The organism is Bacillus salitolerans, assembly GCF_042680805.1.
Classification (GTDB): domain Bacteria; phylum Bacillota; class Bacilli; order Bacillales; family SA4; genus Bacillus_CJ; species Bacillus_CJ salitolerans.
The window spans coordinates 1-23,866 of the sequence record NZ_JBHUEM010000041.1; the positions used below are offsets into that span (position 1 = coordinate 1).

Genomic DNA, 23,866 nt, shown 5'->3' on the forward strand with positions numbered 1-23,866 from the left:
GAAAGCATCTAAGCATGAAGCCCCCCTCAAGATGAGATTTCCCATTCTTTGAAGTAAGACCCCTGAAAGACGATCAGGTTGATAGGTCTGAGGTGGAAGCGTGGTGACACGTGGAGCTGACAGATACTAATCGGTCGAGGACTTAACCGAAATAATACTTTCATGAATACAAATCTGTTATCTAGTTTTGAAGGAACAAAACCTTCACTAGTATGGTGATGATGGCGAAGAGGTCACACCCGTTTCCATTCCGAACACGGAAGTTAAGCTCTTCAGCGCCGATGGTAGTTGGGGCATTGCCCCTGTGAGAGTAGGACGTCGCCATGCAAGAAAAGAAAGAGCAGCTGATGAGGCTGCTCTTTTTTTGTTTGAGGAAAGCTCGTAAGAGCTAGTAAACGGAGGAATCCGCCTAAGTAAAATCGAAACTGTGAGGGCGGAAAGGAGCAAGAAGGTCGAGGAAGTGAAATGAGAGAAGACCGGAACGTACGACCGTACGTGAGGATCTGAACGAATGAAACTGACGAAGAGATTCGCCGCTCATTTTTGTCCGAACCCGAACACGGAAGTAAAGCTCGAGCGCCGATGGTAGTTGGGGCATTGCCCCTGTGAGAGTAGGACGTCGCCATGCAAGATGAGAAAGAGCAGCTGATGAGGCTGCTCTTTTTTTGTTTGGACTGAATTCATAAACTAGCTGTAGCAATGATTGGGTCATTTCAAAATAATTGAATATAAGTAGAGGTAAGTAAAATCGAAAAAGAGGTAAGTAAAAAAGCAAATGAGGTAAGTATAAGACAAAACGAGGAAAGTAAAGCGAGGCAGAGGTAAGTAAAATCGAAAAAGAGGTAAGTAAAAAAGCAAATGATGTAAGTAAAAGACAAAACGAGGAAAGTAAAGCGAGGCAGAGGTAAGTAAAATCGAAGAAGAGGTAAGTAAAAAGGCAAACGAGGTAAGTAAAAGACAAAACAAGGAAAGTAAAGCGAGGCAGAGGTAAGTAAAATCGAAGAAGAGGTAAGTAAAAAGGTAAACGAGGTAAGTAAAAGACAAAACGAGGAAAGTAAAGCAAGCTAGAGGTAAGTAAAATCGAAGAAGAGGTAAGTAAAAAGGTAAACGAGGTAAGTAAAAGACAAAACGAGGAAAGTAAAGCGAGGCAGAGGTAAGTAAAATCGAAGAAGAAATAAGTATATGTCAAAGCGAGAAAAATTACCACACGAGGCAAGATAAGATATAAGCCGATGAAACAAAGAAAATCGGAAAACAAACCCAAGAAAAAGCTAAAAGAGATAAACACACCAATTAGGCAATGCAAAATTGTTTATAATATATGTCTATTAGCGTCAGCTAGGTATCACAACATGCTCTTACAATAACCTAATAGCATTGCCTTCGTACCTCAGTACATAAAAAGCAAAAAGGGAGTTAGACACTTATTCTAACTCCCTTTTTGCTTTTTATTTGTGTTTACGGGCACTAAATACTAATTTGGTTTTGTTTGATTTCGTACGTGTATGCTTACTCCATCGGTGGGATTAAGTAAATTATTTCTATCTACGAACTTCTTTGATTGACTCGGGAACTCCCTTATTTATCACATTTACAAATGATTGTGTGTCATCCTTCTAATCAAAAGTCGCCATTGTCATATTCTGTCCCACCCAACAATAAGATATAAGATACAGATTTTTCAGGGGGGACAGAAGGAATGTCGGTACTAATTGATCAGGAGCTTCCAATCATTATGGGGCGGTTATTATTAGCAGTCCTGTTATCAGGGCTAATTGGAATAGAACGGGAAGTAAATCAGCACCCAGCGGGGTTTAGAACTCATCTTCTAGTAGGCGTTGGTTCCTGCTTAATGATGATTCTTTCTTTATATGGATTTGAGCCATTTATACATAATGAAAATATTCGATTTGATCCAGCTAGAATTCCCTCCTATGTGATAAGTGGCATTGGATTTTTAGGAGCAGGGACGATTCTAGTTAAGGATTCGACAGTTAGAGGATTAACAACTGCGGCATCGATTTGGGTCGTAGCCGGGTTAGGACTAATCATCGGGGCAGGACTATATTCTGTTTCTATCTTAACTACTGTCATCATTTTAATCATCCTTATCACCCTTAATAAATTCGAAAGTTTGTTCCTGAAAAAAAGGAAGAATGAAAAGTTTGAACTTGTGGTTTACGGAAAGAAATCATTAGTAGAAGTGATTCATCTAGTTAACAGGTATGAGGGAAATATCAATAGTATTGTATCGTTATCTGAGCAAAAGACAGGCATAAAGTTAATCTTTACCATGAAGTATCGTTATCAGGCTGAAGTACTAGAGGAGTTGTTTCTAATAGAAGGGGTACAAAATTTTACGAATTCATAATGTTTTCATCATGTTTCCTCCTAATTTTGGCTAGGATAGATGTAGGTTGAAAAGTGCTTGATAGTTGAAAAAAGTTTTCAGGGCATTATATAATTGATTATAAAGTCAAATATAGTCAAAGTCAGAAGGGTGGTAGGATGAGTGAGAAATATATCCGACCTAATAGAACAATACTTGAAGCAAGTATTGAATGTTAGTAATCGGGATGCTATTGAGATTAAACGTAGTGAGATAGCAGATAAATTTCAATGTGTTCCTTCTCAAATTAATTATGTTATTAATACCCGTTTTACTTTAGAAAGAGGATATATCGTAGAAAGTAAACGAGGTGGTGGAGGTTATATTCGGATTGTCAAAGTTAAATCTCATGACCGATTACATCTGATTGACCAAATACTTGCCCTGATAGACAACGAAATATCACAGTCAAATTCTGAAGATATAATTATTAGGTTAGTGGAAGAAGAGATTATTTCTAAACGAGAAGCGAAGATAATGTTAAGTGTCATGGACCGATCTGTTTTATTTATGAGCCTTCCAGAAAGGGATGAGCTACGTTCTCGTTTATTAAAATCAATGTTAAGTACGTTAAAGTATAACTAAGTAGATTCTATTTGGGAGAGGTGATAAAAATGATTTGTCAGGAATGTCAGCAAAGGCCCGCGACACTCCATTTTACAAAGATATTAAACGGAGAAAAGACAGAAATTCACATCTGTGATCATTGCGCCAAGGAGAATGGTGAATTATCAATGTTCTCAGGTGGTTCAGGATTTTCTTTTAACCACTTACTCGCAGGGCTGTTAAACATGGAACAATCCTTAAAGGATAAAGCGCCAAGTACATTTCCGAAAAACGAAGTCATACATTGTGATAGGTGTCAATTAACATTTCAACAATTTGTGAAGTCTGGCAGATTTGGCTGCGGCAATTGCTACCGAGCATTTCAAGATCAATTAGATCCTGTTTTAAGACGCTTGCATAGTGGTAATACAACTCATGCAGGGAAAATCCCGAGACGAATCGGTGGAAGTATTCACGTTAAGCAACAAATTAAACAACTGAGAAGCGAATTAAATGAGTTGATTACTAAGGAAGAGTTTGAATCTGCTGCTCGGGTAAGGGATCAAATTAGAGAATTAGAAAATACGTTAAGTGCTAATAGAGAGGGGGAGAAATAGCCCATGTCGCTTGAGCGCTTTATTGAACAAGCTATTAGCCCTTGGATGAGTCAAGAGGGACCTGATTCAGATATAGTACTTAGTAGCAGAATCCGTCTTGCCAGAAATATTTCTGTTTATCAGTTTCCAACAGTGGCTAATAATGAAGAGTGTAAAGAAATAATCCAATTGTTTGAACACCGATTTGAAAGTCAGTCGTTTGACCCAGTTGGAAATTTTGAATTATTAAAGATGAGTGAACTTCAACCAATTGAAAAACGAGTATTGGTAGAGAAACACCTCATTAGTCCTCACTTGGCTGAAGAAGCAAACTTTGGAGCTTGTTTGTTATCAGAGAATGAGGAAGTTAGTATTATGATTAATGAAGAAGATCATATAAGAATTCAGTGTTTATATCCAGGTTTTCAGTTAAGTGAAGCTTTACACGTAGCCAATGAACTAGATGATTGGATTGAAGACTCGATTGATTATGCATTTGACGAAAAACGTGGATATTTAACGAGTTGTCCTACCAATGTAGGTACTGGTTTAAGGGCATCGGTTATGATGCATCTTCCAGCTCTTACTTTAACTCAGCAGATGAATCGAATTATTCCTGCGATTAATCAACTGGGTTTAGTGGTTAGAGGGATTTATGGTGAGGGTAGTGAAGCACTCGGCAATATTTTTCAAATATCAAATCAGATGACGTTAGGAAAATCAGAAGACGATATTGTGGAAGATTTAAAGAGTGTTGTACACCAACTGATTGTCCAGGAGCGAGCGGCAAGGGATACGTTACTTAAAACCTCCTCCATACAACTAGAGGATCGGGTTTACCGTTCTTTTGGAGTACTTGCTCACTCGCGGATCATTGAATCGAAAGAAGCTGCAAGATGCTTATCAGATGTCCGTTTAGGCATTGATTTAGGTTTCATAAAAAATGTTTCCCGTAATATACTGAATGAACTAATGATTTTAACTCAGCCGGGTTTTTTACAAAAGTATGCAGGTGGAGCACTTAGACCTAATGAACGTGATGTTAGAAGAGCAACTTTAATAAGAGAGCGATTGATTTTAGAAAATAGTAACTCACCGGATGAAAAGGAGGCAAAATAATATGATGTTTGGACGCTTTACTGAACGTGCTCAGAAGGTATTGGCCTTAGCCCAAGAGGAGGCTGTTCGATTAGGACATAATAATATAGGAACAGAGCATATATTATTAGGTTTAGTAAGAGAAGGGGAAGGTATTGCTGCGAAAGCATTACAAGCGCTAGGTTTAAGCCCTGAAAAAATTCAACAGGAAGTAGAGACATTAATTGGTAGAGGTCAGGATGTTTCACAGACTATACACTATACACCACGAGCAAAAAAAGTGATTGAGCTATCTATGGATGAAGCTCGAAAATTAGGTCATTCGTATGTGGGAACAGAGCACATTTTGCTAGGACTCATCCGGGAAGGCGAAGGAGTTGCAGCGAGAGTTTTAAACAATTTAGGTGTCAGTTTAAATAAGGCTCGCCAGCAAGTTCTTCAACTGCTAGGGAGTAATGAAGGCTCATCAAGCTCACATCAAGGTGGAAACTCTGTAAATGCGAACACACCTACATTAGATAGTTTAGCGAGAGATTTGACATCGATTGCAAGAGAAGGTAGTTTGGACCCTGTAATTGGGAGAAGTAAAGAAATTCAACGTGTGATCGAGGTATTGAGTCGTCGAACGAAAAATAACCCAGTGCTCATTGGTGAACCGGGTGTAGGTAAAACAGCGATTGCTGAGGGACTTGCACAGCAAATCGTGAATAATGAAGTTCCGGAAACACTAAGGGATAAGCGTGTGATGACACTAGATATGGGTACAGTTGTAGCAGGAACAAAATATCGAGGTGAATTCGAGGATCGCCTTAAGAAAGTCATGGACGAGATTCGTCAAGCTGGGAACATTATATTGTTTATCGATGAGCTCCATACTTTGATAGGGGCTGGGGGTGCAGAGGGCGCAATCGATGCATCCAACATTTTGAAGCCTTCGCTAGCACGTGGAGAATTACAATGTATTGGAGCAACGACACTCGATGAGTATAGAAAGTACATTGAAAAGGATGCTGCCCTTGAACGTCGATTCCAACCAATTCAAGTGGATGAACCAACGGTGGGTGAGTCCATTCAAATCTTAAAAGGGCTTAGGGACAGATATGAAGCACACCACCGGGTGTCTATTACGGATGAGGCTATTACTGAGGCGGTTAAATTATCAGATCGATATATTACTGATCGTTTTTTACCTGATAAGGCTATCGATTTAATCGATGAAGCAGCTTCAAAGGTTCGTTTACGTTCTTATACAGCTCCACCAAACTTAAAGGAATTGGAGCAAAAGCTAGAAGAGGTACGTAAGGAAAAGGATGCAGCCGTTCAAAGTCAGGAATTTGAAAAAGCAGCATCACTTAGAGATACTGAGCAGCGATTACGCGAACAATTAGAAGAGACGAAAAAATCCTGGAAGGAAAAGCAAGGTCAAGAAAATACAGAAGTCACAACAGAGGATATAGCCCTTGTCGTGGCGAGCTGGACTCGAATTCCTGTTTCCAAACTTGCTGAATCCGAAACAGAAAAACTATTAAAGCTTGAAGAAATCTTGCATTCTCGCGTTATCGGTCAAGACGAAGCAGTTAAAGCTGTTTCGAAAGCAGTTCGCCGTGCAAGAGCAGGATTAAAAGATCCGAAACGACCAATAGGGTCATTTATTTTCTTAGGACCAACTGGAGTAGGTAAAACGGAATTAGCTCGTGCACTTGCTGAATCAATGTTTGGTGATGAGGATGCAATGATCCGAGTTGATATGTCGGAATATATGGAGAAGCACTCGACTTCACGTTTAGTTGGATCACCGCCAGGATATGTTGGATATGATGAAGGAGGACAATTAACAGAGAAGGTTCGTCGTAAACCATATTCGGTTGTGTTACTAGATGAGATTGAAAAGGCACATCCGGACGTATTTAATATCCTTCTGCAGGTTTTAGAAGACGGACGATTGACAGATTCAAAGGGACGTACAGTGGATTTCAGAAATACCATTGTGATTATGACATCAAATGTCGGAGCCGATACATTAAAACGAAACAAGTATGTCGGATTTAATGTCCAAGACGAAGGTCAAGAGTACAAGGATATGAAAGGCAAGGTTATGGATGAGCTCAAAAAGGCTTTCCGTCCAGAATTTCTTAACCGTTTAGATGAAATGATTGTTTTCCATTCATTAGAGAAAAAGCATTTAAAAGAAATCGTTACTTTAATGATTGAACAACTGACAAAGAGACTATCGGAACAACAAATTGATCTTGTTGTTACAGATGCAGCATTGGAGAAAATTGCAGAGGAAGGCTCAGATTTAGAATATGGTGCTCGTCCTTTAAGAAGATCGATTCAAAAGAATGTAGAAGACCGGTTATCTGAGGAGCTTCTAAAAGGTAACATAGAAAAAGGTCAAAGAGTAGAACTTAGTGTGGTAGATAATGAATTTTTGGTAAATTCATTAGAAAAATCAGTGTTAAAATAGAGGGCTCTAGCAAGCCCTCTTTTTTATAAGCTAAGAAAGTTTCTGGTGTTTAGTTTATACAATGTTATTACTAAATCCAGCTCAAGCACCCAGCCAAGATGAAATGGTGACGATTTTTGCCATTTCATCCTACTCGAGGGAAAAAGAAAAATCTTCCTTGGTCAAATAACCTGTCATGAATAAAAGAGAAAACCACCCTTTTTTCATGACAGAACATTTGCTCTGCCTTAGGCTAAACGGGGCGCCCTGAGCCTTTTGTTCCATGTATCGTCCTCAAAGCCTACTACGTCATTAGAGCCTCCGTTGAAGATCTCCACCTTGCTTGTTTTCTTAGTACTTTTCTAAGAAATGAAATATTTAATGCTTGGTCCAATATGAAAAAAATAGATTATGATATCATAAAATTAGAATTCAAACGGTATGGTAAAAGAGAGGGTATTTATATGGCAAAAAGAAAAACCAAGTTCACATGCTCAGCATGTGGTTATGAATCACCAAAATGGATGGGGAAATGTCCAGGCTGCGGGGCATGGAATACACTAACAGAGGAATTAGAGCCTGTAAAATCCTCCCGAAAAATGACTTTCACTGCTTCATTACATGATGGATTATCTAAACCTATACAATTACAGAATGTAGAAACGGTTCAAGAGCCGAGATTGAAAACAGATAATGGGGAGTTTAATCGTGTCCTCGGTGGGGGCATTGTAAGAGGTTCACTCGTGCTCATCGGTGGAGACCCTGGTATTGGGAAATCCACATTACTCCTTCAGGTTTCATCACAATTATCTTCAAAAAATCATGGTGTACTATATATCTCCGGTGAAGAATCTGTCAAACAAACAAAAATTCGCGCAGATCGTCTTCGGGTGGATTCCAGTTCGTTATATGTTTTAGCTGAAACGGACTTAGAATTAATAACAAAGGCCATCGAACAGACAAATCCGTCATTTGTTATCATCGACTCCATCCAAACAATCTATCATCCAGATATTCAATCAGCACCAGGGAGTGTATCCCAAGTAAGAGAGTGTACGTCAGAATTAATGAGAATTGGAAAATCAAAAGGGATTGCTATCTTTATTGTGGGGCATGTAACAAAAGAAGGAGCAATTGCAGGTCCTCGTTTATTAGAACATATGGTAGACACTGTACTTTATTTTGAAGGAGAACGTCATCATTCTTATCGCATCTTAAGAGCGGTAAAAAATCGTTTTGGTTCTACGAATGAAATGGGAATATTTGAGATGAAGGAGGAAGGTTTAGAAGAAGTCCATAACCCTTCTGAAATCTTCCTTGAGGAGCGGTCTAAAGGAGCAGCTGGATCAACAGTCGTAGCCTCAATGGAAGGGACTAGACCTGTATTGGTTGAAATACAAGCATTGGTTTCGCCGACGAGTTTTGGAAACCCAAGAAGGATGGCAACAGGCCTAGACGTTAATAGAGTATCCCTACTTATGGCGGTACTAGAGAAAAGAATCGGATTATTATTACAAAATCAAGATGCTTATTTAAAAGTAGCAGGGGGGGTAAAGTTAGATGAACCTGCTATTGATTTGGCAGTAGCCGTGAGTATTGCATCGAGCTTTCGAGATCAGCCTTCTTCTGCAACAGATGTCCTTATCGGTGAGGTAGGTTTAACAGGTGAGGTTAGGAGGGTATCTAGAATAGAGCAAAGAGTACAGGAAGCAGCTAAGCTTGGTTTTAAGCGCGCGATTATACCCGAAAAAAATATTGGGAATTGGACTGTTCCGAAGGATATTCAAATTATAGGAGTGGAGCATATTCGTCAAGCTTTACAGATCACCTTAGGGGGCTAGTTTGAATGGATGAGAATAAGCAGAGTGTAAAGAACATCGCGGAGATCTTACAGTTTGTTGCACCTGGAACGCCTATTCGTGAAGGAATAGACAATGTCCTTCGTGCAAAAACAGGTGGTCTGATCGTTCTAGGTTATAATGAACAAGTCCAATCTGTAGTAGATGGTGGATTTTCGATTGATTGTTCCTTCTCACCTGCTCACTTATATGAACTGGCCAAAATGGATGGTGCCATTATCTTGAATGGAACAGGTAGCAAGATTATATTAGCGAATGCCCAATTAGTTCCAGATTCAAATGTTAGCTCCTCGGAGACAGGAATGAGGCATCGTACAGCAGAGAGAGTAGCGAAACAGACAGGCTGCCTTGTCATAGCGATTTCACAGAGAAGAAATGTAATAACGCTCTATCAGGGTGAATTTAGATATGCACTTCGTGAAATAGGTGTAATTTTAACAAAAGCTAATCAAGCTATTCAAACATTAGAAAAATACAAAATGGTATTAGATCAGAGTATAACGAACCTAGGTGCTCTAGAATTTGAGGACCTAGCAAACTTATCAGAGGTTTTGCAAGTCTTACATCGTGTTGAAATGGTACTACGCATTAAGACGGAAATTCTAAGCTACATTGATGAACTAGGTACAGAGGGACGGTTAATTAGACTCCAAATGACAGAGCTACTAGCGCATATAGAAGAAGAGGCACTTCTTCTCATCAAGGACTATTCCTATGTACAGGGGACAGATCCTATAAAGATTTTACATACATTGCAAAAACTATCTAACTCAGAATTACTTGATGATGCTGTCATTGTAAAACTACTGGGTTACCCAGGGAGTACCAATTTAGAGGATATAGTCATCCCAAGAGGGTACCGAATACTTAATAAAATTCCAAGACTCCCACCTATTGTTATTGAAAACATTGTGACAACACTATCAAATATGAAGAATATTGTTAGAGCATCAACGGAAGAACTTGATGATATAGAGGGTATCGGAGAAGTTCGAGCAAAGAAAATAAAAGAAGGCTTAAAGAGAATTTATGCACAGCTTTTAATCGACCGACAAATGTGAAAAGGAAATTCGAATGGTATAGAAATATGACTCAATACATTTTCTTGTTCATCAACTATAATTGCTGCTTCATGTATGTATAGGTTTTCGGCTCATTATCATCCAATAGATCACAATTCCGACTAAAACAGTCCCTTATCCAAGTCTGTAGGCTTATTTTAACATCAATAGAGGGAAATAATCTTAATACGAGATTAAGTAGCACTTTATTTGACATTATTTTACTTTATTGCTATAGTAGCTGAAAATTAAAATTGAAAAGGAAATGATAGACAAATCTCTCAAAAGTGAACCCATTTCCCCTTGTTAATCGTATATACTAATGACACCTAAAATGTGTGAAAAAATAAGTTGTTTGTGTCAAAAATCTAACATTTTTTAAAGATATTGTAATAATAGGTTTCAAACAGGGGAAAGTGTTTATAATGAATAAATAGGAGGTGAAAGCATGATAAAAAGAATTGTGCAGCTCTGCTTTTTACTAGTAGGTGGGACACTAGGAATCTTTTTTATTCCATCATTAGTTTCCTTACTGGATGTGGGCAATATCCCATTGATAGAATCTCCGTATACAAGAGCGGGATTAGGTGCTATTATTTTTTTCATCCTTACTTTTTGGTTAGTGGATTTTGTAGTTGATTTTATTAAATGGTTTGAAGAAGCATTAGTCAAGGCACCGGTAGCTGAAGTATTATTTGGTAGCTTTGGATTAATCTTTGGCCTTATTGTTGCTTTCTTAATTGCGATTCCCATAAAAACAATTGATTTTCCATTAGTTAATACGGTCATTCCTATTTTGTTAACGTTACTGTTAGGATATTTAGGATTTCAAGTTGGATTTAAAAAGCGAGATGAGCTGATTAGCTTATTTACGTTAGCGGGGAAAGGGAAGAAAAGAGAGATTGAAGAAGATGAGGTAATCCAAAAGGGTGCACTCAAAATTTTAGATACTAGTGTCATTATTGATGGTCGTGTAGCAGATATATGTCAAACTGGGTTCTTAGAAGGAACTATGGTTATCCCGCAGTTTGTTCTAGAGGAATTACAACATATAGCAGATTCCTCAGACGTCCTTAAGAGAAATCGTGGGCGTCGTGGTTTGGATATCTTGAATCGTATTCAAAAAGAACTCGCTATTAAGGTCGAGATTTATGAAGGTGATTTTGAAGAAATCCAAGAAGTGGATAGTAAACTCGTAAAATTAGCGAAGCTAACAAACGGTGTAGTCGTTACAAATGACTTCAATTTAAATAAGGTTTGCGAATTGCAAAATGTGGCTGTTCTGAACATTAATGATTTAGCTAATGCTGTGAAGCCTGTTGTGCTTCCAGGCGAAGAGCTCAATGTACAAGTAATAAAAGATGGTAAAGAACATAACCAAGGTATTGCTTATCTTGATGATGGGACGATGATTGTTGTAGAGGATGGACGAGATTACATTGGAAAGAGAATCGATGTTCTTGTAACAAGTGTTTTGCAAACATCAGCAGGACGAATGATCTTTGCTAAACCTAAATTACTTGAGAAGGCACTATAATGGTGATGTAAATGAATTATAAAGTCGTAATACCAGCAGCTGGACTTGGTAAGAGGATGAATGCTGGGATGAATAAACAATTTATTACGTTAAATGGAAAGCCAGTTATTATTCATACATTGACTGTTTTTGAAAATGATCCAAAATGCATCGGTATTTCTCTTGTTGTGAACCGTGACGATAGGAAAGAATTTGAAGCGCTATTAAGTAGCTATCACATTTCAAAGGTAGACCAGCTAGTTTTAGGTGGGAAAGAGAGACAGGATAGTGTATGGAATGGCTTACAGAAGACAAGTTCAACAGGGCTAGTGCTCGTTCACGATGGAGCAAGACCCTTCATCACACAAGAAAAAATCCATGAATTAATCGATGCTGCAGAAAAAAATGGCGCAGCCATATTAGCTGTTCCTGTTAAGGATACAATCAAGAAAGTAACGAATGGTTTAGTAGACGAAACCGTTGAGCGTTCAAGCTTGTGGGCAGTTCAAACCCCACAAGCTTTTCATATGCAACTACTTGAAGAAGCTTTCAGGAAAGCGGATATTGATCATTTTATTGGTACGGATGAGGCAAGTTTAGTTGAAAGATTGGACAGGCCTGTTGTTATCGTTGCAGGAGATTATGAAAATATTAAATTAACAACACAGGAAGACCTATTGTATGGAGAGTCAATATTAATGAAACGGCAAAAGTAGGAGAGGATTCATATGTTTCGAATTGGGCAAGGCTTTGATGTTCATCAACTAGGAGAAGGGGTACCACTTATCATAGGTGGAATCACGATTCCGTACGAAAAGGGATTAATTGGTCATTCCGATGCAGATGTTTTGCTACATACTATTGCGGATGCCTGCTTAGGGGCTATCGGAGAAGGAGATATTGGTAGACATTTTCCTGATACGGATCCAGCCTTTAAAGGGGCTGATTCTGCGAAATTATTAGAGCATGTTTGGACATTAGTTGAAGAAAAAGGATACACTTTAGGGAATGTGGACTGTACAATCATTGCACAGAAGCCTAAAATGGCTCCGTATATTTCAGCAATGAGAGAAAGAATTGCTGCCATTTTGCATTCTACAGTAGAGCGGGTAAATGTGAAAGCAACCACAACTGAAAAATTAGGCTTTACCGGTCGCGGAGAAGGAATTGCCACTCAGGCTGTAATCCTAATTCAAAAAAAGGAATAGAAATTCAATCAATAAATTTGAGATGCATGAATGTTTTTGTGGTGATAGAATAAGCATGGTAAAATAATTAAAATTCTCATACTAGTAGTATAGAGGGAACAAGATAAGCAGGAGCGTGAGTATAAGATGTTAAACGAAGTACGTGTTCGTTATGCACCTAGTCCAACAGGTCATTTACATATTGGAAATGCAAGAACAGCTTTATTTAATTATTTATTTGCACGTAATCAAAATGGGAAATTTATCATTAGAATTGAAGACACAGATAAAAAACGAAATATTGAAGGTGGCGAAGAAAGTCAGCTTGAGTATTTAAAATGGCTTGGAGTTGATTGGGATGAGGCACCTGATGTAGGAGGAGAGTATGGACCATATCGCCAATCAGAACGAAACGAGATCTATAAAAAGTTCTACAATGAACTTCTTGAAAAGGGCTTAGCCTATAAATGCTATTGTACAGAAGAAGAGCTTGAGCAAGAAAGAGAAGAGCAAATTGCCAGAAATGAAATGCCCATGTATTCAGGGAAGCATCGAAATTTAACCGAGGAAGAAAGAGCAGCTTTTGAAGCAGAAGGTCGATTACCTAGCATTCGATTCCGTGTCCCTGAAGGAAAAAGCTACCGCTTTCATGATATGGTAAAAGGCGATATTAGCTTTGAATCGGAAGGTATGGGGGATTTTGTTATTGTTAAAAAAGACGGAACACCGACTTATAATTTCGCAGTTGCCGTTGATGATCACTTAATGAAAATTACTCATGTTTTAAGAGGAGAAGACCATATTTCTAACACTCCAAAACAGATGATGATTTATGAAGCATTTAATTGGGATATTCCTACCTTTGGTCATATGACGCTTATTGTGAATGAGCAACGTAAGAAGCTTAGTAAGCGTGATGAAAGCATCATTCAATTCATCGAACAATATGAGGAGTTAGGTTACTTGCCAGAAGCACTATTTAATTTTATTGGTTTATTAGGATGGTCGCCAGTAGGAGAGGAAGAAATCTTCAATAAAGCTCAGTTTATAGAGATTTTTGACCCTGCTCGTTTATCAAAATCACCGGCAGTGTTTGATACCCATAAATTAACATGGATGAATAACCAATACTTGAAAAAACTTGATATGAATACCCTTGTTGAACTATGTATGCCACATTTAATTAAGGCTGGTAGGGTCAAGAGCAATCCTTCTGAACAGGAGTCTGAATGGGTAAATCAATTAGTTGCCTTATATCAAGAAAAGATGAGTTTTGGAGCAGAAATTGTTGAACTATCGGAATTATTCTTTAAAGACGATATAGAATATGAGGAAGAAGCAAAAGAGGTATTAGCTGAAGAACAAGTACCAGAAGTAATGAAAGCCTTTTTAGATCAGCTAAACAGACTAGAATCGTTTAGTTCTGACGATGTACAGGGTGCCATTAAAGCAACTCAAAAAGCAACTGGTCAAAAGGGGAAAAAATTGTTTATGCCAATCCGTGTGGCTACAACAGGACAAACGCATGGTCCTGATTTACCACAAGCTATCTCGTTACTCGGCAAAGAAAAGATTGTTGCAAGGGTAAAGAAACTTATTGATTAACAAATTTGACGTTTTATAATATAGTAAGTGTATATCCAAAAAATGTTGACGAGGAAAGTAAGTACATGACGTTCTTTTCAGAGAGAACCATCACCGGCTGAAAGTGGTTCAAGAACGATGATACTGAAGTGCACCTCTGAGTCTTCTATTGAACCGTTAGTAGATAGAAGCGGCTACTCACCGTTAAAGAGTTAAAGTTGAGATGACATTCAATGTTATCTAAACAGAGTGGAACCGCGCTTATTCAAGCGTCTCTGTGTATATACACAGAGACGCTTTTTTATTGTTTAGGAACCTATAAAAGCTCATCATTTGTGGATAACTGAGTGATGTACGGCGTAATCCGGCTCCATCGCCCAGCCCGCCTGAGCCTTTTGTTCTTAACATAAGCTTAAAAATTTGGCTAAAATAAATACTCAATTGATAGGGAGGGAGAAGGAATGTTTCGCTGGGTAAAAACAATGAGGGAAGATATTCAGGTTGTATTTGATCAGGATCCTGCGGCAAGAAGCTCCATTGAAGTATTTTTAACCTATTCAGGACTTCATGCAATATGGGCACATCGCTTAGCACATAACTGTTTTAAGCGAAGACTGTTTTTCCTTGCGAGAGTGATTTCACAAATCAGTCGCTTCTTTACAGGGATTGAAATACACCCTGGTGCAAAGATTGGACGCAGATTCTTTATCGATCACGGCATGGGTGTGGTGATTGGTGAAACATGTGAGATTGGGAACAATGTGACTATATTCCAAGGTGTTACACTTGGTGGTACAGGAAAGGAAAAGGGCAAACGGCATCCTACGATTAAGGACTATGCGCTTATTGCTACTGGTGCAAAGGTATTAGGTTCGATTACAATTGGAGAACATTCTAAAGTAGGAGCGGGTTCCGTTGTCTTGCATGATGTTCCGCCTAATTCTACAGTAGTAGGAATTCCAGGAAGAGTCGTCATTCAAGATGGGGTAAAAATAAAAAACGATTTAGATCATTGCAACCTACCGGACCCGGTAGCGGATCGATTTAAAGAACTAGAGAGAGAGCTAGCGGAGTTACAAAATGAGCTTAAGCAACTGAAGGAAAGGAAGATTGAAAGTGGCCATCCAACTTTATAATACACTTACTAGAAAAAAAGAAGAGTTTAAGCCCATTGAAGAAGGTAAAATTAAGATGTACGTGTGTGGTCCGACTGTTTACAACTATATTCACATTGGGAATGCTAGACCAGCAATCGTATTCGATACTGTAAGGCGTTACTTTGAGTATAGGGGTTACAAAGTGGAATTTGTCACGAACTTTACAGACGTGGATGATAAGTTAATCAGGGCTGCAAATGATTTAGGTGAAGATGTCCCGACTATAGCAGAGCGTTTTATTGAAGCTTATCATGAGGATGTTTCTGCCCTTGGCTGCCAGCGTGCTGATCATCACCCTCGCGTAACAGAAAGCATGGACATTATTATTGAATTTATCGAACAATTGATTGAAAAAGGATTCGCCTATGAATCAAATGGTGATGTCTATTATAAAACACGTGCATTTGATGGGTACGGAAAGCTTTCCCATCAGTCAATTGATGACTTGAGATCAGGTGCTCGAATTGAGGTTGGAGAAAAGAAACAAGATCCTCTTGATTTTGCTTTATGGAAAGCAGAGAAAGAAAGTGAAATATCGTGGGATAGTCCATGGGGGAAAGGAAGACCAGGCTGGCATATTGAGTGCTCAGCTATGGCAAAAAAGTATTTAGGTGATACGATTGATATACATGCAGGGGGACAAGATTTAACGTTTCCTCATCACGAAAATGAAATAGCTCAATCCGAAGCCAATAATGAGAAAACATTCTCAAATTACTGGATGCATAATGGGTATATTAATATTAATAATGAGAAGATGTCAAAGTCATTGGGGAATTTCATACTAGTACACGATATTCTTAAAACCGTTAATCCTCAAGTAGTAAGATTTTTTATCCTTTCTGTTCACTATCGTCATCCAATTAATTTTAGTGAAGAGCTTGTTGAAAGTGCAAAGAGTGGATTTGAACGAATTCAGACTTCCTACGAAAACCTAAAACATCGTATTCAAACTAGTAGTAACTTAGCAGAAGACAATGGGGTTTGGTTGGAGAAAATTTCAGACATAAGGCAAAGCTTTATTAAGGAAATGGATGATGACTTTAACACAGCCAATGCTATATCAATATTGTTTGAGCTTTCAAAAACTGCAAACCTCTATCTAATGGAGAAAAATACGTCAGAAGAAGTGATTCAAACATTTATTCATTTGTTCGATGATTTAGCAGGTGTATTAGGCTTATCCCTCATTAGACAAAAAGAGATGCTTGATGACGAAATTGAAGCATTAATTGAAAAGCGGGTAGAAGCACGTAAAAACCGAGATTTTGCTTTAGCTGACCAAATTAGAGACCAATTAAAAGAGATGAATATCATTTTAGAGGATACAGCGCAAGGTATAAGATGGAGAAGAGGCTAGGATGGAGTCATATAAAGAAATTAATCCACATTTGCTAAACAGCTTAGCCCTGGCGTATATGGGTGATGCGATATATGAGGCACGTGTTCGGCATCACCTTCTCTTAAAAGGACAGGTTAGGCCAAACCAGCTTCATCGAGAGGGGACAAAATTTGTCTCAGCAAAAGCACAAGCTTATATTGTACATGAACTAATCAATCAAAAGCAGTTAACTGAAGAAGAAGAGGCAGTTATAAGAAGAGGTCGCAATGCTAAATCAGGAACAATTCCTAAAAACACAGATGTACAGACGTATCGATACAGTACAGCCTTTGAAGCGCTCCTTGGTTTTCACTTCTTAGCAGATCATCATGATCGTCTAACTGAACTAATCAACTTATCGATTCAATTAATTGAAGAGAAAGGAGGAAAGTAAATGTCCGAGGAAATGGTAATTGGAAAAAACCCTGTAATCGAAGCATTAAAATCTGGTAGAGATATTAACAAAATTTGGATTGCTGAAGGTGCACAAAAGGGGCAAACAGGGCAAGTAATGCAGCTAGCTAAAGACACGGGCGTGATTGTACAATTCGCTCCACGAAAGAAATTAGATCAACTGGCGGGTAGTAGTAACCACCAAGGGATTGTGGCTCAAGTCGCAGCATATGAATATGCAGTGTTAGACGATCTTTTTGCAAGAGCAAAAGAGCGGGAGGAAGATCCATTTTTTATTCTCCTAGATGAAATTGAGGACCCGCATAATCTTGGCTCTATTATGAGAACAGCTGAAGCAGCTGGGGCTCATGGGATTATTATTCCAAAACGAAGAGCGGTTGGGTTAACAGCTACTGTTGCAAAAGCTTCAACTGGTGCCATTGAATACATACCAGTCGTACGTATTACGAATATGTCCAGAACCATTGAAGAGTTGAAAGAAAAAGGGGTATGGATCGTTGGGACAGATGCATCCGGGACCACTGATTATAGACAATTGGATGCTAAAATGCCAATTGGCCTTGTTATTGGAAGTGAAGGAAAAGGAATGAGCAGAATCGTTAGAGAGAAATGTGATTTTCTCATTCGCCTACCAATGGTTGGTAAAGTAACTTCGTTAAATGCGTCCGTAGCAGCAAGTCTATTAATGTATGAGGTATATCGTAAAAGACAGCCTCTTGGGGAATAGGCGATGGATGTTCTACTTGTTGACGGATATAACGTGATTGGTGCTTGGCCAGACCTTCGAAAACTAAAACAGACAGACCTTCCAGCTGCAAGAGATTTACTTATCCAGAAAATGGCGGAATATCAGGCGTTTTCTGGATACCGAGTTATCATTATCTTTGATGCCCATCTTGTGAAGGGAATTGAAAACAAAAAGAAAAATCATAAAGTGGAGGTCGTTTTCACACGTGAAAATGAAACTGCAGATGAACGGATTGAAAAATTAGCAAAAGAATTAAAAAATATTAAAACACAAATACACGTTGCAACCTCTGACTATACTGAGCAGTGGGCGATTTTTGGGCAAGGTGCCTTAAGGAAATCAGCAAGAGAGCTATTTAATGAGATGAAGTCAGTTGAATCTGGTATCTCTAAAACCGTACAAAAAAGTAATGAAAATAAACCAATATCTCGTATTCAACTCTCAAACGAAGTGGCAGAAATTTTTGAAAAATGGCGCAGAGGAGAGCGGTGAATGGTTGACGCTGTTTCTAAAGCTACTGTATAATATTTCTAACTACTTATAGTGCGTCCGGAGGGATAGGAGTGAGTTCATACCTCAAGGAAGAAAACAACATGAAATTTGAAGAGTTAGAGGATGAGATCGTTGTTGATTATGTACATCAAGGTGATTCAGATGCACTAGATTACTTAATTAACAAGTATCGTAATTTTGTTCGTGCAAAAGCTCGGTCGTATTTTTTAATTGGTGCTGATCGTGAAGATATCATACAAGAGGGTATGATTGGTTTATATAAAGCTATTCGTGACTTTAAAGAGGACAAGCTTTCCTCATTTAAAGCATTTGCTGAGCTTTGTATTACTAGACAAATTATTACCGCTATTAAAACGGCAACAAGACAGAAACACATTCCATTAAACTCATATGTTTCTTTAGATAAGCCCATATATGATGAAGAATCTGACCGTACACTTATGGATGTTATATCAGGTGCAAAAGTAATGGATCCTGAAGAACTCATTATTAATCAGGAAGAGTTTGATGATATAGAAGTGAAGATGGCTGAACTTTTAAGTGACCTAGAAAGAAAGGTACTAGTTCTTTATTTAGATGGTAGATCTTACCAAGAAATTTCGGAAGATTTAAATCGTCATGTGAAGTCAATCGACAATGCACTTCAACGTGTAAAGAGGAAGCTTGAGAGATATTTAGAGCTTCGTGAAATCACTTTATAAGTCTAGGGCGTTATTGACTACAAATTCATGCTATGATACATTCTTATAGAATGTTTATTTTTTGACAATTTCAGTTTCATAGCTCCTTTTATGTGAGAAGGTGTTTTCGTGAGAAAAAAAGTTGTACTAGCTTGTGAAGTTTGCCAAAGTCGGAACTATTCAACCTATAAGAAAACGGATCAAAGCGAACGCCTTGAGATAAAGAAATTTTGTTCAGTATGTAACACTCACTCAATTCATCGTGAAACGAAATAAAGATAACGACTAATAGTTGATCGTCATACAGTTGGAGGTTAAGAAATGCAACGTGTATCTAAGTTTTTACGTGATGTAGTTCGTGAAATGAAGAAGGTAAGTTGGCCTAAGAAGAAAGAGTTAACTCGTTATACTATTACAGTTATTTCAACTGTTGCATTTGTGGCTGTTTTCTTCGCAGTTGTGGATTTAGGAATTTCTTCTTTAATTCGACTAATACTTGAATAATCCTTGTCTTCTCATGGTATAATGGTGGATATTAAAGAAAACTTTGAAAAAGCCCGTTGAACGGGTTTTTTAATTTGTCTTTTTAAATATGTAGCAATTGAAAGACTTTCATATTAGGGAGGGAAGGACAAGCGTCCTAACAAATGGAAAAAAATTGGTATGTGGTACATACTTATTCTGGATATGAAAATAAGGTAAAGGCTAATCTTGAAAAGCGCGTTGAATCAATGGGTATGCAAGATAAGATATTCCGAGTTATCGTTCCAGAAGAAGATGAAACCGAATTGAAAGATGGTAAGAAAAAAGTTACAAAAAAGAAAGTATTCCCTGGATACGTACTAGTAGAGATAATTATGACTGATGACTCTTGGTATGTTGTCCGTAATACACCAGGTGTTACCGGGTTCGTAGGGTCTGCGGGATCTGGATCTAAGCCTACTCCTCTTCAACCGGAAGAAATCAACTTCATTTTGAAGAGAATGGGTGTAGAGCAACCAAAATTAGATGTGAAGTTTGAATTAAAAGAAAGTGTTAAAGTAAAAGAAGGTCCATTTGCTAACTTTACAGGGACGATTGAAGAGATTGACAAAGTTAAAGGTAAAGCGAAAGTTCATGTTAATATGTTCGGTCGTGAAACACCTGTAGAATTAGACTTTGCTCAAATAGAAAAAATCTAAAATAAAAACTTGAAATCAATCATTAAAAATGGTAACATTGCATAGGTCAATATGTCTTCACGAGAAGATAATATTCGTCAAATTCTTTATTTCATATAAAGAAAGTTGAGTGGGAGGGTAAGACCCTATTACCACATCACGGACTAATTAAGGAGGTGTGTCTCGTGGCTAAAAAAGTTATTAAAGTTGTAAAGCTTCAAATTCCTGCCGGTAAAGCAAACCCAGCACCACCAGTTGGACCAGCACTAGGTCAAGCAGGTGTTAATATCATGGGATTCTGTAAAGAATTCAACGCTCGTACGGCTGATCAAGCTGGTTTGATTATTCCTGTTGAAATTACGGTATTTGAAGACCGTTCATTTACATTTATTACGAAAACTCCACCTGCTGCAGTTTTATTAAAAGTAGTAGCTGGAATTCAGTCTGGTTCTGGTGAACCAAACAAGAAGAAAGTTGCAACAGTTAAGCGTGATAAAGTACGCGAAATTGCTGAACAAAAAATGCCTGACTTAAACGCAGCAAGTGTTGAAGCTGCTATGAGAATGGTAGAAGGTACAGCACGCAGCATGGGAATCATCATCGAAGATTAATTTCCGTGATTCTCTAATGAATGGCTAAGGTTGCGGATTATGGACAAGTACCATTTCGCAACCTTTATTCGTGGGAGGAATATCCGTTAAAACCACAATCGAGGAGGAAATTTTAAATGGCTAAAAGAGGTAAGAAGTATTTAGAAGCTGCAAAGCTTGTTGACCGTTCTAAAGCATACTCTATCGCTGAAGCGGTTGAACTAGTTAAAAAGACTAGCGTTGCTAAATTTGATGCTACAGTTGAAGCTGCATTCCGTTTAGGAGTTGACCCTAAGAAAGCAGATCAACAAATCCGTGGAGCAGTCGTTCTACCAAACGGTACTGGTAAAACTCAACGCGTATTAGTGTTCGCGAAGGGTGAAAAAGCAAAGGAAGCAGAAGCTGCTGGTGCTGATTATGTAGGAGATGCTGATTATATCAATAAAATCAACCAAGGATGGTTTGAGTTTGATGTAATCGTAGCTACACCTGACATGATGGGTGAAGTTGGTAAGCTAGGTCGTGTATTAGGACCTAAAGGTTTAATGCCAAACCCTAAAACGGGTACAGTTACTTTTGATGTTACAAAAGCTGTTAATGAAATTAAGGCTGGTAAAGTAGAATACCGTGTTGACAAAGCTGGTATTATCCACGTTCCAGTTGGTAAAGTATCTTTCGACGACCAAAAGTTAGTTGAAAACTTTGCGACAGTTTATGAAACACTTCAAAAAGCTAAGCCAGCTGCAGCTAAAGGAACTTACATGAAGAACGTAGCTTTAAGTTCTACAATGGGTCCTGGAGTTAAGGTAGATTCTTCCACAGTTAAATAAGTTGACTTTCAGCTCAAATAGCTGTAATATATAAAATGTTGTTTCAAACTAAAATAATAGTTATACCGTAGACAGTAGGTGCTAATAATAGCTTAATTCCCTACCGAGGTGATTAGATAAGAGATTTGCAAATTATTGCTGTCTATTACTACCTCCACGTCTACTAGATGTGGAGGTTTTTTATTACACCGAGAACGGTATGAGTGTTATAAACTTACAGGAGGTGTAGGAATGAGCAGCGCAGTTGAACTTAAAAAACAAACGGTTTCTGAAATCGCTGATAAACTTCGTGATAGTAAATCTACTATCGTAGTAGACTACCGTGGTCTAACAGTTGGTCAAGTTACTGAATTACGTAAGCAACTTCGTGAAGCTGGTGTAGAATTCAAAGTATTCAAGAATACTATGACTCGCCGTGCTGCTACTGAAGTTGGTTTAGAAGGTTTAAATGAACATTTAACAGGACCGAATGCAGTTGCATTTAGTTTTGAAGATGTTGTTGCTCCTGCAAAAATTCTAAACGAATTCGCTAAGAAAAACGAAAAGTTAGAAATTAAAGCAGGTGTAATCGAAGGTAACGTTGCTAGCGTTGAAGATGTGAAGGCTCTTGCTGAACTTCCTTCTCGCGAAGGTTTACTTTCTATGTTGCTTAGCGTGCTTCAAGCACCAATTCGCAATCTTGCTCTTGCTGCAAAAGCTGTTGCAGATCAAAAAGAAGAACAAGGCGCGTAATCTAGAAATACTTTTTTTCGCTTAAAATAAACCTAAAACTTTAAAATAACAAGGAGGAAATTTCTCATGACTAAAGAACAAATCATTGAAGCAGTTAAAAATATGACTGTTTTAGAACTAAACGATTTAGTAAAAGCAATTGAAGAAGAATTCGGAGTAACTGCTGCTGCTCCTGTAGCTATGGTTGGTGCGGCTGGTGCAGGTGCTGCTGCTGAAGAAAAGACTGAATTTGATCTAATCCTTGCAAGCGCTGGTGACCAAAAGATTAAGGTTATCAAAGTTGTACGTGAAATCACTGGTCTTGGATTAAAAGAAGCAAAAGACCTAGTTGACAACACTCCAAAGCCACTTAAAGAAGGCATTTCTAAAGAAGAAGCTGAAGAAATGAAAGCTAAGCTTGAAGAAGTTGGAGCTAACGTAGAAGTTAAGTAATGATGATTAAGGGTAAGCTCGCTGTATAAGCGAGCTTATTTTTTATATTACGGTTTAATATTACGCTGCAAAGTAGATACTACTATAATGATTGAAAGGGGGGAGGATAATGACGGAACATTACTATTCTCAAAAACCGACGGTTGAGAGTAAGCCTCAAAAATGGTCCTATCTATTAAGAGGATATAGATTCACATTTACAACAGATCAAGGTGTTTTTTCGAAGAACGAAGTGGATTTTGGCTCGAGACTATTAATAGAATCGTTCGAACTTCCTGACGCTGAAGGAAAACTATTGGATGTGGGCTGTGGATATGGTCCGATTGGATTGTCTTTAGCAAAGGAATTTCCAGACCGGATCATAGATATGGTAGATGTTAATGAAAGAGCACTATCATTATCAACTGAAAATGCGAGAATCAACGGAATAACGAATGTTACTATTTTTCAAAGTGATGCACTGACTGAAGTTCGTTCAAATGACTATGCGGCTATACTTACAAATCCTCCGATAAGAGCTGGAAAGAAAGTCGTTCATGAAATCTTTGAGGAAGGATATAAAAGGCTCACTAGAGGTGGAGAGCTTTGGGTTGTCATTCAGAAGAAGCAAGGAGCTCCTTCAGCTATTGAAAAATTAAAAACATTAACGTCTGATGTAGAAGTTGTAACTAAAGAAAAAGGATACTTTATCTTAAAAGCAAAAAAAACGATTGTATAATTCGTATATATAAAATTGTTGACGGATAAATTTCCCTATGTTAGCATTATATAATGCCAATATATATTTTTTCCTTGGTCAATTTATACAATTTACGTATAATAACTGAATAACAAGGGAAAACTAACTCAATAGGACGTAATGTTTAAAAAAGTGGTTTCCTCAATAGAAACCTTTTTCTTTTTGTCTAGTGGAATTAATAGGATTGGAAAGTAGTTTCTTACATTAG

The 23,866-nt window shown here is 38.0% G+C and carries 25 protein-coding genes, 2 rRNA genes and 2 other annotated features; all 27 genes read left to right on the forward strand.

What is annotated here, in order from left to right:
- Positions 1-150 (forward strand): 23S ribosomal RNA (locus ACFSCX_RS17130); the annotation flags it as partial.
- Between the two features lie 61 nt (positions 151-211).
- A 5S ribosomal RNA gene (rrf, locus tag ACFSCX_RS17135) occupies positions 212-327 on the forward strand.
- 1,372 nt (positions 328-1,699) lie between these two features.
- Positions 1,700-2,371: an MgtC/SapB family protein gene (locus tag ACFSCX_RS17140; protein WP_377929465.1), complete on the forward strand. Its 672-nt coding sequence runs from the start codon at positions 1,700-1,702 to the stop codon at positions 2,369-2,371.
- A 141-nt stretch (positions 2,372-2,512) separates the two neighbouring features.
- Positions 2,513-2,974 carry a CtsR family transcriptional regulator gene (locus tag ACFSCX_RS17145; RefSeq protein ID WP_377929466.1) on the forward strand — a complete coding sequence of 154 codons (462 nt, stop codon included), beginning with the start codon at positions 2,513-2,515 and terminating at the stop codon, positions 2,972-2,974.
- A gap of 29 nt (positions 2,975-3,003) precedes the next feature.
- The gene (locus ACFSCX_RS17150; RefSeq protein WP_377929467.1) at positions 3,004-3,552 is read left to right on the forward strand and encodes a UvrB/UvrC motif-containing protein; all 549 of its coding nucleotides are present in this window, start codon (positions 3,004-3,006) and stop codon (positions 3,550-3,552) included.
- Positions 3,553-3,555: 3 nt separating this feature from the next.
- On the forward strand, positions 3,556-4,650 hold the full coding sequence (locus tag ACFSCX_RS17155; protein WP_377929468.1) for a protein arginine kinase: 1,095 nt from the start codon (positions 3,556-3,558) through the stop codon (positions 4,648-4,650).
- Position 4,651: 1 nt separating this feature from the next.
- Complete coding sequence (clpC, locus tag ACFSCX_RS17160) at positions 4,652-7,096, forward strand: ATP-dependent protease ATP-binding subunit ClpC (protein ID WP_377929469.1); 2,445 nt, start codon at positions 4,652-4,654, stop codon at positions 7,094-7,096.
- 443 nt (positions 7,097-7,539) lie between these two features.
- Positions 7,540-8,916 (forward strand): DNA repair protein RadA, encoded by a 1,377-nt coding sequence (radA, locus tag ACFSCX_RS17165; RefSeq protein WP_377929470.1) that lies wholly within the window; start codon positions 7,540-7,542, stop codon positions 8,914-8,916.
- Between the two features lie 5 nt (positions 8,917-8,921).
- A complete protein-coding gene (gene disA, locus ACFSCX_RS17170; RefSeq protein ID WP_377929471.1) occupies positions 8,922-9,995 on the forward strand; it encodes a DNA integrity scanning diadenylate cyclase DisA in 1,074 nt (357 codons plus the stop codon).
- A 448-nt stretch (positions 9,996-10,443) separates the two neighbouring features.
- Positions 10,444-11,532 (forward strand): PIN/TRAM domain-containing protein, encoded by a 1,089-nt coding sequence (locus ACFSCX_RS17175; RefSeq protein WP_377929472.1) that lies wholly within the window; start codon positions 10,444-10,446, stop codon positions 11,530-11,532.
- A gap of 11 nt (positions 11,533-11,543) precedes the next feature.
- Positions 11,544-12,227 carry a 2-C-methyl-D-erythritol 4-phosphate cytidylyltransferase gene (gene ispD / locus ACFSCX_RS17180; RefSeq protein ID WP_377929473.1) on the forward strand — a complete coding sequence of 228 codons (684 nt, stop codon included), beginning with the start codon at positions 11,544-11,546 and terminating at the stop codon, positions 12,225-12,227.
- 12 nt (positions 12,228-12,239) lie between these two features.
- On the forward strand, positions 12,240-12,719 hold the full coding sequence (ispF, locus tag ACFSCX_RS17185) for a 2-C-methyl-D-erythritol 2,4-cyclodiphosphate synthase (protein ID WP_377929474.1): 480 nt from the start codon (positions 12,240-12,242) through the stop codon (positions 12,717-12,719).
- Positions 12,720-12,845: 126 nt separating this feature from the next.
- Complete coding sequence (gene gltX / locus ACFSCX_RS17190) at positions 12,846-14,303, forward strand: glutamate--tRNA ligase (RefSeq protein WP_377929475.1); 1,458 nt, start codon at positions 12,846-12,848, stop codon at positions 14,301-14,303.
- A 36-nt stretch (positions 14,304-14,339) separates the two neighbouring features.
- Positions 14,340-14,562: a binding site (T-box leader), on the forward strand.
- Positions 14,563-14,743: 181 nt separating this feature from the next.
- A complete protein-coding gene (gene cysE, locus ACFSCX_RS17195; protein WP_377929476.1) occupies positions 14,744-15,418 on the forward strand; it encodes a serine O-acetyltransferase in 675 nt (224 codons plus the stop codon).
- The gene (cysS, locus tag ACFSCX_RS17200; protein WP_377929477.1) at positions 15,399-16,799 is read left to right on the forward strand and encodes a cysteine--tRNA ligase; all 1,401 of its coding nucleotides are present in this window, start codon (positions 15,399-15,401) and stop codon (positions 16,797-16,799) included. Before cysE ends, cysS begins: the two co-directional genes overlap by 20 nt.
- Before the next feature lies 1 nt (position 16,800).
- Complete coding sequence (locus ACFSCX_RS17205; protein WP_377929478.1) at positions 16,801-17,214, forward strand: Mini-ribonuclease 3; 414 nt, start codon at positions 16,801-16,803, stop codon at positions 17,212-17,214.
- Positions 17,215-17,961, forward strand: coding sequence for a 23S rRNA (guanosine(2251)-2'-O)-methyltransferase RlmB (rlmB, locus tag ACFSCX_RS17210; RefSeq protein WP_377929479.1), 747 nt, complete (start codon positions 17,215-17,217; stop codon positions 17,959-17,961).
- A 3-nt stretch (positions 17,962-17,964) separates the two neighbouring features.
- Positions 17,965-18,474 (forward strand): NYN domain-containing protein, encoded by a 510-nt coding sequence (locus ACFSCX_RS17215; RefSeq protein WP_377929480.1) that lies wholly within the window; start codon positions 17,965-17,967, stop codon positions 18,472-18,474.
- A gap of 101 nt (positions 18,475-18,575) precedes the next feature.
- Positions 18,576-19,196, forward strand: coding sequence for an RNA polymerase sporulation sigma factor SigH (gene sigH / locus ACFSCX_RS17220; RefSeq protein ID WP_377929535.1), 621 nt, complete (start codon positions 18,576-18,578; stop codon positions 19,194-19,196).
- A 108-nt stretch (positions 19,197-19,304) separates the two neighbouring features.
- Positions 19,305-19,451 carry a 50S ribosomal protein L33 gene (rpmG, locus tag ACFSCX_RS17225; protein WP_377929481.1) on the forward strand — a complete coding sequence of 49 codons (147 nt, stop codon included), beginning with the start codon at positions 19,305-19,307 and terminating at the stop codon, positions 19,449-19,451.
- Positions 19,452-19,496: 45 nt separating this feature from the next.
- Complete coding sequence (gene secE, locus ACFSCX_RS17230) at positions 19,497-19,679, forward strand: preprotein translocase subunit SecE (protein WP_377929482.1); 183 nt, start codon at positions 19,497-19,499, stop codon at positions 19,677-19,679.
- A 143-nt stretch (positions 19,680-19,822) separates the two neighbouring features.
- Positions 19,823-20,356, forward strand: coding sequence for a transcription termination/antitermination protein NusG (nusG, locus tag ACFSCX_RS17235; protein WP_377929483.1), 534 nt, complete (start codon positions 19,823-19,825; stop codon positions 20,354-20,356).
- Between the two features lie 164 nt (positions 20,357-20,520).
- Entirely contained in the window at positions 20,521-20,946 is a 426-nt protein-coding gene (gene rplK / locus ACFSCX_RS17240) for a 50S ribosomal protein L11 (RefSeq protein ID WP_377929484.1), read from the forward strand.
- A gap of 116 nt (positions 20,947-21,062) precedes the next feature.
- Positions 21,063-21,755 (forward strand): 50S ribosomal protein L1, encoded by a 693-nt coding sequence (gene rplA, locus ACFSCX_RS17245; RefSeq protein WP_377929485.1) that lies wholly within the window; start codon positions 21,063-21,065, stop codon positions 21,753-21,755.
- A gap of 47 nt (positions 21,756-21,802) precedes the next feature.
- Positions 21,803-21,946, forward strand: a sequence feature (ribosomal protein L10 leader region).
- Between the two features lie 40 nt (positions 21,947-21,986).
- Positions 21,987-22,487: a 50S ribosomal protein L10 gene (gene rplJ, locus ACFSCX_RS17250; RefSeq protein ID WP_377929486.1), complete on the forward strand. Its 501-nt coding sequence runs from the start codon at positions 21,987-21,989 to the stop codon at positions 22,485-22,487.
- A gap of 66 nt (positions 22,488-22,553) precedes the next feature.
- Positions 22,554-22,919: a 50S ribosomal protein L7/L12 gene (rplL, locus tag ACFSCX_RS17255; RefSeq protein WP_377929487.1), complete on the forward strand. Its 366-nt coding sequence runs from the start codon at positions 22,554-22,556 to the stop codon at positions 22,917-22,919.
- Positions 22,920-23,028: 109 nt separating this feature from the next.
- The gene (locus ACFSCX_RS17260) at positions 23,029-23,637 is read left to right on the forward strand and encodes a class I SAM-dependent methyltransferase (RefSeq protein WP_377929488.1); all 609 of its coding nucleotides are present in this window, start codon (positions 23,029-23,031) and stop codon (positions 23,635-23,637) included.
- Positions 23,638-23,866 lie beyond the last annotated feature (229 nt).

Bases quoted from the DNA above. Each gene is read 5' to 3' on its own strand.
- ACFSCX_RS17140 (WP_377929465.1), top strand. From the start codon at position 1,700: ATGTCGGTACTAATTGATCAGGAGCTTCCAATCATTATGGGGCGGTTA.
- ACFSCX_RS17150 (WP_377929467.1), top strand. From the start codon at position 3,004: ATGATTTGTCAGGAATGTCAGCAAAGGCCCGCGACACTCCATTTTACA.
- ACFSCX_RS17155 (WP_377929468.1), top strand. From the start codon at position 3,556: ATGTCGCTTGAGCGCTTTATTGAACAAGCTATTAGCCCTTGGATGAGT.
- clpC (WP_377929469.1), top strand. From the start codon at position 4,652: ATGATGTTTGGACGCTTTACTGAACGTGCTCAGAAGGTATTGGCCTTA.
- radA (WP_377929470.1), top strand. From the start codon at position 7,540: ATGGCAAAAAGAAAAACCAAGTTCACATGCTCAGCATGTGGTTATGAA.
- disA (WP_377929471.1), top strand. From the start codon at position 8,922: ATGGATGAGAATAAGCAGAGTGTAAAGAACATCGCGGAGATCTTACAG.
- ACFSCX_RS17175 (WP_377929472.1), top strand. From the start codon at position 10,444: ATGATAAAAAGAATTGTGCAGCTCTGCTTTTTACTAGTAGGTGGGACA.
- ispD (WP_377929473.1), top strand. From the start codon at position 11,544: ATGAATTATAAAGTCGTAATACCAGCAGCTGGACTTGGTAAGAGGATG.
- ispF (WP_377929474.1), top strand. From the start codon at position 12,240: ATGTTTCGAATTGGGCAAGGCTTTGATGTTCATCAACTAGGAGAAGGG.
- gltX (WP_377929475.1), top strand. From the start codon at position 12,846: ATGTTAAACGAAGTACGTGTTCGTTATGCACCTAGTCCAACAGGTCAT.
- cysE (WP_377929476.1), top strand. From the start codon at position 14,744: ATGTTTCGCTGGGTAAAAACAATGAGGGAAGATATTCAGGTTGTATTT.
- ACFSCX_RS17205 (WP_377929478.1), top strand. From the start codon at position 16,801: ATGGAGTCATATAAAGAAATTAATCCACATTTGCTAAACAGCTTAGCC.
- rlmB (WP_377929479.1), top strand. From the start codon at position 17,215: ATGTCCGAGGAAATGGTAATTGGAAAAAACCCTGTAATCGAAGCATTA.
- ACFSCX_RS17215 (WP_377929480.1), top strand. From the start codon at position 17,965: ATGGATGTTCTACTTGTTGACGGATATAACGTGATTGGTGCTTGGCCA.
- sigH (WP_377929535.1), top strand. From the start codon at position 18,576: ATGAAATTTGAAGAGTTAGAGGATGAGATCGTTGTTGATTATGTACAT.
- secE (WP_377929482.1), top strand. From the start codon at position 19,497: ATGCAACGTGTATCTAAGTTTTTACGTGATGTAGTTCGTGAAATGAAG.
- nusG (WP_377929483.1), top strand. From the start codon at position 19,823: ATGGAAAAAAATTGGTATGTGGTACATACTTATTCTGGATATGAAAAT.
- rplA (WP_377929485.1), top strand. From the start codon at position 21,063: ATGGCTAAAAGAGGTAAGAAGTATTTAGAAGCTGCAAAGCTTGTTGAC.
- rplJ (WP_377929486.1), top strand. From the start codon at position 21,987: ATGAGCAGCGCAGTTGAACTTAAAAAACAAACGGTTTCTGAAATCGCT.
- rplL (WP_377929487.1), top strand. From the start codon at position 22,554: ATGACTAAAGAACAAATCATTGAAGCAGTTAAAAATATGACTGTTTTA.
- ACFSCX_RS17260 (WP_377929488.1), top strand. From the start codon at position 23,029: ATGACGGAACATTACTATTCTCAAAAACCGACGGTTGAGAGTAAGCCT.